Origin of the sequence: Staphylococcus sp. AS1337 (genome assembly GCF_051408735.1) — a bacterium.
Lineage (GTDB): Bacteria > Bacillota > Bacilli > Staphylococcales > Staphylococcaceae > Staphylococcus > Staphylococcus xylosus_B.
Window position 1 is genome coordinate 161,778 of sequence record NZ_JBOIHZ010000002.1, and the last position, 14,527, is coordinate 176,304.

A 14,527-nucleotide genomic window follows, 5' to 3' on the forward strand; every position below is an offset into this window, starting at 1 on the left:
TAATGATATAATATACAGAATGATATAAAAAAATAAATTTTAAGAAAAAGAGGTGAAATCATGTTTGTCGATCAAGTAAAAATATCACTTAAAGCAGGTGATGGTGGTAACGGTATAACAGCATATCGTAGAGAGAAATATGTTCCATTCGGTGGTCCAGCTGGCGGTGATGGTGGCGATGGTGCATCTATTATATTTGAAGTAGATGAAGGTTTGAGAACATTATTAGATTTTAGATACCAAACACATTTCAAGGCCAAAAGAGGCGATGCCGGGCAAAGTAGTAATATGCATGGTAAAAATGCGGAGGAACTCGTATTAAAAGTTCCACCTGGTACGATTATTAAAAGCGTTGAAACAGAAGAGGTTTTAGCTGATTTAGTTGAAAATGGTCAACGTGCAGTAGTGGCTAAAGGTGGTCGAGGCGGTCGAGGGAATTCACGTTTTGCATCTCCTAGAAACCCAGCACCAGATTTCAGTGAAAATGGTGAACCTGGTGAAGAAATTGACGTTACCTTAGAATTAAAATTGCTAGCTGATGTTGGGTTAGTAGGTTTCCCAAGTGTAGGTAAATCTACTTTATTATCTATTGTATCTAAAGCTAAACCTAAGATAGGTGCATACCATTTCACAACAATTAAACCTAATCTTGGTGTAGTTTCTACGAAGGATCAAAGAAGTTTTGTAATGGCGGACTTACCAGGATTAATAGAAGGTGCGTCTGAAGGTGTAGGATTAGGACATCAATTTTTAAAACACGTTGAACGTACAAAAGTAATAGTTCACATGGTAGATATGAGTGGATCTGAAGGTCGTGATCCTTATGAAGATTATAAAGTTATTAATGAGGAATTAAATGCCTACGAACATCGTTTAGAGGAGCGACCTCAAATTGTGGTTGCTAATAAAATGGATATGCCTAACGCAGAAGAGAATTTAGAAGCATTTAAAGAAGCTTTGAATGATGATTCTGTGCACATTATCCCACTTTCAACATTTATGCATGACCATATTGATGAACTGCTTTATGCTATAGCAGACAAATTAGAAGAAGTAAAAGACATTGACTTTAGTAAAGATGAAGAAGAAGATTTAGGTGTTAATAGAGTGATTTACAAACATACACCTAGTCAAGATAAATTCACAATTACACGTGATGATGATGCTGCATACGTTGTAAGCGGTAAAGCAATCGAAAGAATGTTCAAAATGACTGACTTTAATAGTGACCCTGCTGTACGTAGATTTGCGCGTCAAATGCGTTCTATGGGTATTGATGAAGCATTGAGAGCACGCGGATGTAAAAATGGAGATATTGTTAGAATCCTTGGTGGAGAATTTGAATTCGTTGAATAGGAGTGCTTGAAAATGGACAAAAAAGATTATAAAAAGTTTTACTTAATTCGCGAGGATGTATTACCAGAATCTGTTGTAAAAACCTTAAAAATTAAAGAAGTTTTAAAAAATGATCCGTCACTGTCCATATTTGAAGCAGTTAAACAATTCGATTTATCAAGAAGTGCTTTTTATAAATATAGAGATACAATATTCCCTATTGATGAAAAAATGGAGTCTACACGTGAATTTACATTAATATTATATGTGAATGATATCGTAGGGATGTTGGCAGAAGTTTTAAATACTTTATCAAGTTTAAGTTTGTCAGTATTAACAATTCATCAAAGTATACCAATGGAGAGTAGAGCAACGATTACACTTTCATTAGATGCTAAAGGTACAAATTTAGAAATTGATGATGTTATGGAAGCGTTGCGAGTTATTGATCACGTTTCTAAAGTAGAATTAATTAGTATGACAATATAAGGAAGTGTAACTATGTATGCATATATAAAGGGGACGTTAGCAGTTTTGAACCCTACACACGTGGTTGTAGAAGCCTCAGGTGTAGGATACGAAATTCAAACGCCCAATTCTTATCGTTTTCAAAAATTTATGGAACAAGAGGTTGTAATTCATACGTCATTAATAGTTAGAGAAGATGCTCAACTTCTTTATGGATTCATAAATCAAGAAGAAAAAGATATGTTTTTAAGCTTAATTAAAGTAACAGGTATTGGACCAAAATCTGCGTTAGCTATATTAGCTAGTAGTTCGCCTAATGAAGTTAAGATAGCTATAGAGAACGAAAATGATGCCTATTTAACAAAATTCCCTGGTATTGGTAAAAAAACAGCACGTCAAATCGTATTAGATCTTAAAGGAAAAGTTCAAATAAACGAAGTAGATAGTAGCCAAATATTAAATGTTGAAGCTTCACTTAGTGATAATACACCGATTATTAAAGAAGCACTCTTAGCATTGGAAGCGTTAGGATACTCAAAACGAGAGCTAACAAAAGTAGAAAAAGTATTAGCTAAAGACTCGTTCGAATCTGTAGATGATGCAGTTAAAAAAGGATTGCAATTATTGATATCATAATTACAAATAATATTTTAAAGGGGTGTAATCAATGGACGATAGAATGGTAGATCAATCTATACATGATGAGGAATCTTCATTTGAATTTTCATTGCGACCGACTAAATTACGTCAGTACATAGGTCAATCAACAATTAAATCGAATTTAGAGGTGTTTATAAAAGCAGCTAAAATTAGACAAGAGCCATTAGACCATGTGCTATTATTCGGCCCCCCTGGATTAGGTAAAACGACTTTGTCTAACATTATTGCAAATGAAATGGATGTTAACATTAGAACGATTTCCGGGCCTTCGATAGAAAGGCCAGGAGATTTAGCTGCAATTCTCTCTAGTTTACAACCTGGTGATGTTTTATTTATAGATGAAATTCATAGACTAAGCAGTGTGGTAGAAGAAGTTTTGTACCCAGCTATGGAAGATTTCTTTTTAGATATTGTTATAGGCAAAGGTGAAGAAGCGCGTAGTATACGTATAGACTTACCACCATTCACATTAATTGGTGCGACGACTCGTGCTGGTAGCTTGACGGCCCCATTGCGAGACAGGTTTGGTGTGCACCTCAGATTAGAATATTATAAAGAACATGAATTAAAAGAAATTATTGTGCGTACTGCAGAAGTACTTGGTACTTCAATTGATGAGGAAAGCGCTATAGAATTAGCGAAACGTAGTCGTGGTACACCTAGGGTAGCCAATAGGTTATTAAAGCGGGTTCGTGATTTTCAACAAGTCAATGATGACGAATTAATCTGTATTGCAACCACGAGAGCATCATTGCAATTGCTACAAGTTGATGATGAAGGATTGGATTACATTGATCATAAAATGATGAATTGTATTTTGGAGCAATATAAAGGTGGCCCTGTTGGGCTAGATACTATTGCTGTTTCGATTGGTGAAGAGCGGGTTACAATTGAAGATGTTTATGAGCCTTTTTTAATTCAGAAGGGTTTTATCGAACGTACGCCCCGTGGTCGTAAAGCGACACCTTATGCATTTGAGCATTTTAGTAAGAAGAATGAAAAGAGGGAATAAGTTTGGATATTGAAGCATTTGATTATCATTTGCCTGAATCATTAATTGCACAAACACCTCTGAAAAACAGAGATGAAAGTAGATTGCTAATTCTTGGCAGACAATCTGGTAATATTGAACATCAACAGTTTAAAAATGTTATTGATTATTTAGAAAGTGGGGACACCCTTGTATTAAATGATACGAGAGTAATGCCTGCAAGGCTATTCGGTTTAAAAGAAGAGACTGGTGCAAAAGTAGAAATGTTGATGCTTACTCAAATCGAGGGTGATGATTGGGAAGTGTTACTAAAACCAGCTAAAAGAATTAAAGTAGGCAACAGATTAACTTTCGGTGAAGGTAAAATTGTTGCCGAGTGCATAAAAGAGCTTGATCAAGGTGGTCGTATTATGAGACTGCATTATGATGGCATCTTACAAGAACGTTTAGATGAATTAGGCGAAATGCCTTTACCTCCTTATATTAAGGAACGTTTAGATGATCAAGAGCGCTATCAAACTGTATATGCAAAAGCATCGGGTTCTGCAGCGGCACCAACAGCAGGGCTCCATTTTACAGATGGATTATTAGCCAATATTAGAGATAAAGGTATTAATATTGCTTTTATCACATTACATGTAGGACTAGGAACATTTAGGCCAGTTAGTGTAGATAATATAGATGACCATGAAATGCATAGCGAATACTATCAAATGGATAGAGAAACTGCGGAACTATTAAATGAAACGAAAGATAATAGCCACCGTATTATATCGGTTGGTACAACATCTACAAGAACACTAGAAACAATTATGCAATCAAATGACAAATTTGTAGCACAAAGTGGTTGGACGGATATATTTATCTTCCCAGGATTTACTTTTAAAGCTATTGATGGATTGATTACAAATTTTCATTTGCCGAAATCTACGCTTGTAATGTTAGTTTCAGCTTTTAGTTCGAGAGATAATATTTTAAATGCTTATAATCAAGCAGTTTCTTCAGAATATAGATTCTTTAGCTTTGGAGATGCAATGTTAATTATTTAGGGAATGAAAGGAGCGTTTATATGCCAGCAGTCACGTATGAGCATATTAAAACTTGTAAACAGTCTGGTGCGAGATTAGGCATCGTGCACACACCACATGGCTCTTTTGAAACACCAATGTTTATGCCTGTTGGAACAAAAGCGACAGTAAAAACGATGAGTCCAGAAGAATTAAATCAAATGGAAACAAAAATCATTTTAGGAAACACATATCATTTGTGGTTACAACCAGGAAATGATATCATCAAAAAGAGTGGGGGATTACACCAGTTTATGAACTGGAAAGGTCCAATACTGACTGATTCGGGTGGTTTTCAAGTATTTAGTTTAAGTAATTTGAGGAAAATTAGTGAAAAAGGCGTAGAGTTCCGTCATCATACAAATGGTTCGAAATTGTTTTTGAGCCCAGAAAAAGCTATGCAGATACAAAATGATTTAGGTTCTGATATTATGATGGCTTTTGATGAATGTCCACCTATGCCTGCTGAATATAAATATGTGAAAGACTCAATTGAAAGAACAACGAGATGGGCAGAACGTTGCCTCAAAGCACATAAGAGACCCGATGATCAAGCCTTATTTGGAATTATACAAGGCGGAGAATATAAAGATCTAAGAAAACAAAGCGCTGAAGAATTAGTTGCTTTAGATTTTCCGGGATACGCAATTGGTGGTTTGTCTGTAGGTGAACCTAAGCCAGTTATGTATGATATGGTAAAGCATACTGAACAATTTATGCCGAAAGATAAACCACGTTATTTAATGGGTGTGGGTTCACCAGATGCATTAATAGAATGCAGTATCAGAGGTATGGATATGTTTGATTGTGTGTTACCAACACGTATTGCACGTAATGGTACTTGTATGACATCGCATGGTCGTGTGACTATTAAAAATGCTAAGTATGCAGAAGATTTAGGTCCGCTTGATGAAAACTGTGATTGTTATACTTGTAAAAATTATAGTAGAGCATACATAAGACATTTAATAAAAGCAGAAGAAACTTTTGGTATCCGTCTTACTACTTATCATAATTTACATTTCTTGCTTAAATTAATGGAAAATATCCGACAAGCAATTCGTGAAGATCGACTTCTTGATTTTAAAGAAGAATTCTTTGAACAGTATGGACTGAATGTTGAAAACCCAAAAAACTTTTAAAAAGGGAGAAATAAAATAATGCAATTTACTTCATTGATATTACCAATTTTATTATTAGTATTAATGTGGTTCTTCTTAATAAGACCACAACAGAAAAAGGCTAAAGAGCATCGTGAAATGATTAGCCAAGTTACTTCTGGCCAACGTGTAACAACTATCGGCGGTATCAAAGGTACTGTACGCAGTGTTGATGAAACTACAGTTGTATTAACTTTAAATGGTAATGGTACTGAAATCACTTTAGAAAAACCTGCTATCAAACAAGTTGATCCTTCATAATAAATAATGTATTGATACATGGGAATGTATTAATTTTGAAATAAACAAACCTTAGGGGATAATTCGCCTAAGGTTTGTTTATGTTTGCATAGTTATTTTTAGAAATAGCAGTGAAGTGAACTTTCAAACCGAATTTGGCTCTGTTATCAATTGATTTATTCAACATAATAAACACCACAACGGTTTAATTTATATATACTATAAACTTTTGTGTAATATTGGCAGTGATTTGGTTTGACTCCTTTGAGAAAAGCACTAGTAGAAGACTACAAGATAAGGCCGTGCACACGGAAAGCGTGCACAAAAAATGCCAACAAAGTCTGAGACAAACCAAATGCTAATTTTTAATATTTGGTTTATTTATTTAATTCTAATTAAATAAATTAAATAAATAAAATAAATGACATAACTTTATTTACTTAAAGGCCATTTTATTCAGGTCATGTTATACTTTAAGGTATATCTTACGCATCATATGCCTATATCTTTAAAACATTTAATACTAATAGATCCTATAATTGTAACGCTTACAATTAAATTTTCTAACAATATTTAATAGAGTTAGTTTTTACACAGGATGTAATATGTTAAGATATATAGGTCGTTTAGATAATTTAGCGTAGTTTAATAAAACTTGCAATAATTGATATTAGAAGCGTATTCTTAAAACATAAGCTTAGAATGAGGTGTTTAAGTGAAGAAAAGTAATCGAATAGTTGCGTTTATATTACTTGTAGTGCTCCTGTTTGCAGGCATGGGACTCACGTATAAGAGCGTAGTTAAGGATGTTAATCTTGGTCTTGATTTGCAAGGTGGATTTGAAGTCTTATACCAAGTAGATTCTTTACAAAAAGGTGATAAAATAGACGATAAAGCGGTAAAAGCTACGGCTAAAACGCTTGAAAATCGTGTAAACGTCTTAGGGGTTTCGGAACCTAAGATACAAGTAGAAGATAAAAATAGAATTCGCGTACAACTTGCCGGTGTTAAAAACCAATCACAAGCACGTGAGATATTATCTTCTCAAGCGAATTTAACAATTCGTGATGCTGATGATAATATCAAACTAACTGGTAAAGATATTCAGCAAGGATCTGCAAAACAAGAATTTAAACAAAATACGAATCAGCCAGCGGTTACATTTAAATTGAAAGATAGTGCTAAATTTAAAAAAGTAACTGAAGAAATTTCTAAAAAAGATGAAAATGTTATGGTCGTATGGCTAGATCATGAAAAAGGTGACACTTATCATAAAGAAATGAATAAGAAAGATCCTAAATATGTTTCTGCAGCTTCAGTTGATCAGCCAATAAACTCCGATAGCGTTGAAATTTCAGGTGGTTTTAATGGTGAAGAAGGCGTAGAAAAAGCAAAACAAATTGCAGATTTACTAAATTCTGGTTCACTACCAGTTGACTTGAATGAAATATATTCAAATTCTGTAGGGGCTCAATTTGGTCAAGATGCTTTAGATAAAACGGTATTTGCTGCTGCAATCGGTATTGCTGTTATTTATCTATTCATGTTAGGATTCTACCGTTTGCCTGGTTTAGTTGCTATAATTGCGTTAACAGCATATATTTACTTAACGTTATTAGCATTTAACTTTATTTCAGGAGTATTGACGCTCCCAGGTCTAGCAGCATTAGTACTAGGTGTTGGTATGGCTGTTGATGCTAATATAATCATGTATGAGCGGATAAAAGATGAACTGAAGATTGGACGTACACTTAAACAGGCATATAAAAAAGCGAATAAGAGCTCTTTCTTAACTATAGTAGATGCCCAGTTAACAACAGTAATTGCTGCTGCTGTACTATTTTTCTTTGGTGAAAGTTCAGTTAAAGGTTTCGCTACAATGTTATTATTAGGTATTTTAATGATATTTGTAACAGCTGTATTCCTATCAAGATGGTTGCTAACTTTACTTGTATCATCTAATTACTTTAAAAAATCAAATTGGTTGTTCGGTGTAAGTAAGAAAAATATTCATGATATTAACGATAAAAAAGAAATTCATGATTTGAAAACGCCATATGAACGCATTGACTTTATGAAACTTGCTAAACCATTGCTAGGACTAAGTGTACTTATAATCGCCGTAGGTGCAATTATTTTATTTGTATTTAAGTTAAACTTAGGTATTGATTTTACAAGTGGTACTCGGGTTGACTTTGAATCAGATAATAAAGTCACTGAAACTAAGGTTAAAAATACTTTAGAAGATAATGATTTTAGACCTAACCAAGTATCTTTAGGTGAAAATGGTAAAACGGCAACGGTTCAATTCAAAAAAGATTTATCTAAAGATCAAGTATCTAAAATACAGGGTACGATAGATGATCAATTTGGTCACAAACCAACTGTTAATACGGTTTCACCAGTAATAGGCCAAGAACTTGCTAAAAATGCTATGCTCGCATTACTATATGCTGCAGTCGGCATTATCATCTATATTACATTTAGATTCGAATGGCGCATGGGACTTTCATCTGTGCTCGCATTATTACATGATGCATTTATGATTGTCGCAGTGTTCAGTTTATTTAGATTAGAAGTAGATATTACATTTATAGCAGCTGTGTTAACAATTATTGGTTATTCAATAAATGACACTATTGTTACATTTGATAGAGTTAGAGAAAACTTACACAAAATAAAAGTAATTACTAAGAAATCTCAAATTGATGATATTGTTAATAGATCGATTCGTCAGACAATGACACGTTCTATTAACACAGTACTAACTGTAGTTATCGTAGTTATTGCATTATTGTTACTTGGTGCTCCAAGTATATTTAATTTCTCACTAGCATTATTAATCGGATTAATTACAGGCGTATTTTCTTCTGTATTTATCGCAGTACCGCTTTGGGGTATTATGAAGAAACGTCAACTTAAAAAATCTGATGATAATAAACTTGTAGTTTATAAAGAGAAAAAATCAAATGACGAAAAAATCTTAGTATAATTGAATATTAAATTTCAAAAGACCACAATTTTTGCAAATGCATTAATTGTGGTCTTTATCTGTTTAATTGTTTTGAGAGTATATGAATTGATATGTTATAAAATAGTGAATTTAAAATAGTATATGACAACTTTATTATCAAATAGTCGATTCAATCGATTCTATAAAAGAAACTACTTTTTATTTTGGTATATCTTTTGTATAATGACTTGTGGAAATGAGGGAGAATAGTATGATTAAATCAAAATATACTTGGGACGTTAATTTACCAGAATATGAAATTGCAGAAGCAGATTCTTCGGATTTAAAACTAACTCCTATTGTAAAAAAAATCCTAGAGAGTAAAGGATTAACAAATAAAAACACAATTAATAATCTCCTTAATGGCACACCTGAAATGCATGATCCAATGTTGATGAGCGATATGGATAAAGCAATAGCACGTATAAATTTTGCGATAGATCAGAATCAAAAGATTTTAGTTTATGGCGATTACGATGCAGATGGTGTTACCTCTACAACAATTTTAGTGAATACACTAAAAGAATTAGGTGCACATGTAGGTTGGTATATACCCAATCGTTTTTCAGAAGGCTATGGGCCTAATGAAATGGCTTTTAAAAATGCATATGAAGAAGGTATCTCTTTAATCATTACAGTCGATAATGGAATTCAAGGTCATGATGAAATTCAAATGGTTCAGGATTTAGGTGTTGATGTAATAGTAACCGATCACCATGAAATTGGTCGTACAATGCCAAACGCATATGCAATTGTTCATCCTATGCATCCAGAATTTGATTATCCATTTAAGTATTTATGTGGCGCAGGTGTCGCGTATAAATTGGCACAAAAATTATTGGACGAACCTCCAGCATATTTCTTAGGATTAGTTGCGATTGGAACAGTAGCAGATTTAGTATCATTGACAGATGAAAATAGAGCTTTAGTTCAAAAAGGATTGGAAGTATTAAACGATCATTGCCCAGCATCTATAAGAGCTGTATTAAGCCAAGCAGGTTACAGTGATAGTATTACGGAAGAAACAATTGGTTTTATTATAGGCCCAAGACTAAATGCGGTAGGTAGACTTGAAGATGCAGGACTTGCCGCAGAATTATTGATGACCGATTCAGATGAGGAAGCAGAATTTCTTGCGGAACAAGTGGAATTTTTTAATCAAGAACGTAAAGACATTGTATCTCAAATTACTGAAGAGGCGTTAGCAGCAGCGGAAATTCAAGTAAATCAAGGAGCGAAATTTCTACTTTTAGCTCAGTCTGATTGGCATGAAGGTGTATTAGGTATCGTTGCTTCCAAAATAGTAGAAACTTATAGTCTGCCAACTCTAATTTTAAATATAGATGAAGGGCAAGATCATGCTAAAGGTTCTGCACGTAGTATTGAACAAATGTCTATGTTTGAAATTTTGAATGCGCACACAGATTTAATAACAAAATTTGGTGGACATCATATGGCTGCAGGTATTACTATGCCAATTGAAAATATTGATTCGTTACGAAATGGTTTAAATGATTGGATGGAACAACTGGCAAGCACAACTTCATTGGAACCACGTAAAAAAGTTGACGTGAAAATTGATGAATCTGATATTACTATTAAAAATATTCAAGATATCCAAAGGTTACGTCCGTTCGGTACAGATTTTTCTAGCCCATGCTTTGAATTAGAAGATATTACAGTCAATCAAAGTAAAGCGATCGGTCAAGAAAGTAAGCATTTAAAGCTAGTTATGGGAGATAGTAAGTTACAAGCTATATTTTGGCAACATGGTCACTTAGTTAAGGAATTGGGTGAGCAACAGCCAATTAATGTAATAGGAACATTACAAATTAATGAATGGAATGGCTTCCAATCTCCTCAATTTATGATACAAGATTTAGCTAGTAATAATTTACAGATTTTAGATTATAGAAGTAAACGTAATATTAGTAGTTTTGAACAAGATAATAATGATGTCGCATATTTAATCCATAATAAGAATGAAAAATTAGGAGATAATTATTATTATTATGGGGAAACGATTTTACAACAATATGATAAGTATGTATTTCGTGATTTACCAACGTCTATTCAAGAAATTAAAGACACGCTTAAAACGATGAGTGTTTCACAAATTTATTTAGTTTTAAATCATGAGCAATCAATATACTTTGAGGGTATGCCAAAAATTGAAACATTCAAAAAATGTTTTAAAGCATTAGCAACGAAAGGTGAAACCAATTTAGCTAATGATGGAATGCAATTATGCCAGTTTTTAAATATACAGCCGAGTATGCTTAAATTTATCTTAAAAGTTTTTCTCGATTTAGAGTTTATAAAAGAGGAAAATGGTATAATTATGATGAACAGTGTTTCCACAAAGAGAGAAATTGAATCTAGTAAATATTATCAAGGTCGACTAAATAGAATAGAAGTTGAAAAAGTTCTATTATACGACGACTTTAGTAACTTAAAAAAATGGATTAAATCAGAGCTGATAGATAAATAGGAGGAAGTTTGCATGGATTTAAAACAATATGTGTCTGAGGTTGAAGATTGGCCAAAATCAGGCGTTAATTTTAAAGATATAACAACGATTATGGATAATGGTGAGGCATATGGTTATGCTACTGATCAAATCGTGGAATACGCTAAAGATAGAGATGTTGATGTTATCGTCGGGCCAGAAGCACGTGGATTTATCATTGGTTGCCCGGTAGCTTATTCAATGGGGATAGGTTTTGCTCCAGTAAGAAAAGAAGGTAAATTACCAAGAGAAGTAATTCGCTATGAATATGATTTGGAATATGGAACAAACGTACTTACAATGCATAAAGACGCTATTAAGCCAGGTCAACGTGTGTTAATCACAGATGACTTACTTGCGACAGGTGGAACTATAGAAGCGGCTATTAAACTTATAGAACAATTAGGCGGAATTGTGGTTGGTATTGCATTTATTATTGAACTTAAATATTTAAATGGAATAGAGAAAATAAAAGACTACGATGTTATGAGTTTAATCTCATATGATGAGTAATTATCTCAATTAAGTTAAAGGATTGAATTACCAACTTTACTTAAAATAAAAATGCATCTTCATTTTCTAAATGGGGATGTATTTTTTTAATTTAATTACGTTAAACAAAAAGTGGCCTGAGTCATCAATTATTTCTGGAAAAATAACTTTATTTTGTATTTACATGATAAAAATAAACCCATATTTTACTATTAGTATCGCATACTCATTTATTTCTTTATTAACATGTAGTATTATATAACTATTATACATAATTTGGCCGAATAACGTTAAAATACGTTACAATCATAATTAAGCAAAAATTAATTGAAGCTAACGAAATATAATACTGGGTATCTAATAGCGATTAATATTTAGTATAGGGGTGTCTTAAGTGAACAATGAATATCCATATAGTGCCGATGAAGTACTATCCAAAGCAAAATCATATTTATCTAAGGAAGAGTATGAATATGTGTTGAAAAGTTACCACATTGCCTATGAGGCACATGAAGGCCAATTTAGAAAAAATGGTTTACCGTATATTATGCATCCAATTCAAGTTGCGGGCATTTTGACTGAAATGCATTTAGATGGTCCAACCATTGTTGCAGGTTTTTTACACGATGTTATAGAAGATACACCTTATACATTTGATGATGTGAAGGGCATGTTTAATGAAGAAATTGCAGTTATCGTTGAGGGTGTAACTAAATTAAAAAAAGTGAAGTATCGTTCAAAAGAAGAACAACAAGCAGAAAATCATAGAAAATTATTTATAGCGATTGCTAAAGATGTGCGGGTAATCTTAGTTAAATTAGCAGACCGCTTACATAACATGAGAACATTGAAAGCAATGCCTAGAGAAAAGCAAATTCGAATTTCAAAAGAAACACTTGAAATTTATGCTCCTTTAGCACATAGATTAGGTATTAACACTATTAAATGGGAATTGGAAGATACTGCGCTGAGATATACAGATTCTGTCCAATATTTCAGAATAGTAAATCTTATGAAGAAGAAACGTAGCGAACGAGAAGAATACATTCAAAATGCTATTAACCAAATACAAAATGATTTGTCCAATATGCATATTATTGGCGACATAAACGGGCGTCCCAAGCATATTTATAGCATTTATAGAAAAATGGTTAAACAAAAAAAACAATTTGATCAAATCTTTGATTTATTAGCAATTAGAGTTATTGTTAATTCAATTAACGATTGCTATGCTGTTTTAGGCCTTGTTCATACATTGTGGAAACCGATGCCTGGAAGGTTTAAGGACTATATTGCCATGCCGAAACAAAATATGTATCAATCTTTACATACTACTGTAGTAGGTCCTAATGGTGATCCACTAGAAATCCAAATTAGAACTTATGAAATGCACGAGATAGCAGAGCATGGTGTGGCAGCACACTGGGCGTATAAAGAAGGCAAAAAAGTTACTGAAAAATCTCAAAGTTTCAATAAAAAATTAAATTGGATCAAAGAGTTAGCTGAAACCGATAATACTACTTCTGATGCAGAAGAATTTATGGAAACTCTAAAATTTGACTTACAAAGTGATAAAGTTTATGCCTTTACGCCTGAAAGTGATGTCATTGAATTACCATATGGTGCAGTACCAATTGATTTTGCTTATGCAGTTCACAGTGAAGTTGGTAATAAAATGATTGGTTCAAAAGTAAATGGCAAAATTGAACCAATCGACTATGTGTTACAAACAGGAGATATTGTTGAAATAAGAACAAGTAAACATTCATATGGCCCTAGTCGTGATTGGTTGAAAATAGTAAAATCATCAAGTGCTAAGAGTAAAATTAGAAGTTTCTTCAAAAAACAAGATCGTTCTTCAAACATTGAAAAAGGTAAATTTATGGTTGAGGCTGAAATTAAAGATCAAGGTTTTAGAGTGGATGCAGTCTTAACAGACGAAAATATAGAAATTGTCAACAATAAATACAATTTTGCTAATGAAGATGATTTGTTTGCTGCAGTAGGTTTTGGTGGTGTGACAGCGTTGCAGATTGTTAATAAATTGACTGAAAAGCAACGTATTTTAGATAAACAAAAAGCATTAAATGAAGCTCAAGAGATAACTAAATCAGTGCCTATTAAAGAGGATATAACGACTGATAGTGGCGTCTATGTTGAAGGTATTGAAAATGTTTTAATTAGATTATCAAAATGTTGTAATCCAATCCCTGGTGATGATATTGTAGGATATATCACAAAAGGCCATGGTATAAAAGTGCATCGTACAGATTGTCCAAATATAAAAAATGAAAATGAACGTCTGATTCATGTAGAGTGGGTACGTTCTAAAGATTCGACCCAACGTTATCAAGTAGATTTAGAAGTTACTGCATATGATCGAAACGGTCTGTTAAATGAAGTATTACAAGCAGTTAATTCAACACAAAGTAATCTAGTAAAAGTATCTGGACGCTCTGATATTGATAAGAATGCAGTAATTAATATCAGTGTAATGGTTAAAAATGTAAATGAAGTATATCAAGTTGTAGATAAAATTAAGCAACTTGGAGATGTGTATACAGTAACAAGAGTTTGGAATTAGAGGTGTAA

Annotated in this window: 11 protein-coding genes; all 11 read left to right on the top strand. The window is 33.0% G+C overall.

Translation table 11 applies throughout. The features are described 5' to 3' along the window. Window positions 1-60: 60 nt before the first annotated feature. A complete protein-coding gene (obgE, locus tag ACSUE0_RS03495; protein WP_107530513.1) occupies window positions 61-1,356 on the top strand; it encodes a GTPase ObgE in 1,296 nt (431 codons plus the stop codon). 12 nt (window positions 1,357-1,368) lie between these two features. Continuing rightward, window positions 1,369-1,824: an ACT domain-containing protein gene (locus ACSUE0_RS03500; protein ID WP_017724673.1), complete on the top strand. Its 456-nt coding sequence runs from the start codon at window positions 1,369-1,371 to the stop codon at window positions 1,822-1,824. 12 nt (window positions 1,825-1,836) lie between these two features. Continuing rightward, the gene (ruvA, locus tag ACSUE0_RS03505) at window positions 1,837-2,439 is read left to right on the top strand and encodes a Holliday junction branch migration protein RuvA (protein ID WP_436956111.1); all 603 of its coding nucleotides are present in this window, start codon (window positions 1,837-1,839) and stop codon (window positions 2,437-2,439) included. A gap of 31 nt (window positions 2,440-2,470) precedes the next feature. After that, on the top strand, window positions 2,471-3,475 hold the full coding sequence (ruvB, locus tag ACSUE0_RS03510) for a Holliday junction branch migration DNA helicase RuvB (RefSeq protein WP_017724671.1): 1,005 nt from the start codon (window positions 2,471-2,473) through the stop codon (window positions 3,473-3,475). A gap of 2 nt (window positions 3,476-3,477) precedes the next feature. Further along, window positions 3,478-4,503 (top strand): tRNA preQ1(34) S-adenosylmethionine ribosyltransferase-isomerase QueA, encoded by a 1,026-nt coding sequence (queA, locus tag ACSUE0_RS03515; RefSeq protein ID WP_436956113.1) that lies wholly within the window; start codon window positions 3,478-3,480, stop codon window positions 4,501-4,503. A gap of 20 nt (window positions 4,504-4,523) precedes the next feature. Continuing rightward, window positions 4,524-5,663 (top strand): tRNA guanosine(34) transglycosylase Tgt, encoded by a 1,140-nt coding sequence (gene tgt / locus ACSUE0_RS03520; protein WP_119614982.1) that lies wholly within the window; start codon window positions 4,524-4,526, stop codon window positions 5,661-5,663. Between the two features lie 18 nt (window positions 5,664-5,681). After that, window positions 5,682-5,942, top strand: coding sequence for a preprotein translocase subunit YajC (gene yajC / locus ACSUE0_RS03525; protein ID WP_017724668.1), 261 nt, complete (start codon window positions 5,682-5,684; stop codon window positions 5,940-5,942). A 694-nt stretch (window positions 5,943-6,636) separates the two neighbouring features. Next, complete coding sequence (gene secDF / locus ACSUE0_RS03530; RefSeq protein ID WP_119614517.1) at window positions 6,637-8,913, top strand: protein translocase subunit SecDF; 2,277 nt, start codon at window positions 6,637-6,639, stop codon at window positions 8,911-8,913. A 232-nt stretch (window positions 8,914-9,145) separates the two neighbouring features. Continuing rightward, a complete protein-coding gene (gene recJ, locus ACSUE0_RS03535; protein ID WP_436956116.1) occupies window positions 9,146-11,425 on the top strand; it encodes a single-stranded-DNA-specific exonuclease RecJ in 2,280 nt (759 codons plus the stop codon). A 12-nt stretch (window positions 11,426-11,437) separates the two neighbouring features. Next, window positions 11,438-11,956 carry an adenine phosphoribosyltransferase gene (locus ACSUE0_RS03540; RefSeq protein ID WP_436956118.1) on the top strand — a complete coding sequence of 173 codons (519 nt, stop codon included), beginning with the start codon at window positions 11,438-11,440 and terminating at the stop codon, window positions 11,954-11,956. 373 nt (window positions 11,957-12,329) lie between these two features. Further along, a complete protein-coding gene (locus ACSUE0_RS03545; protein WP_017724664.1) occupies window positions 12,330-14,519 on the top strand; it encodes a RelA/SpoT family protein in 2,190 nt (729 codons plus the stop codon). The last annotated feature ends 8 nt before the right edge of the window (window positions 14,520-14,527 follow it).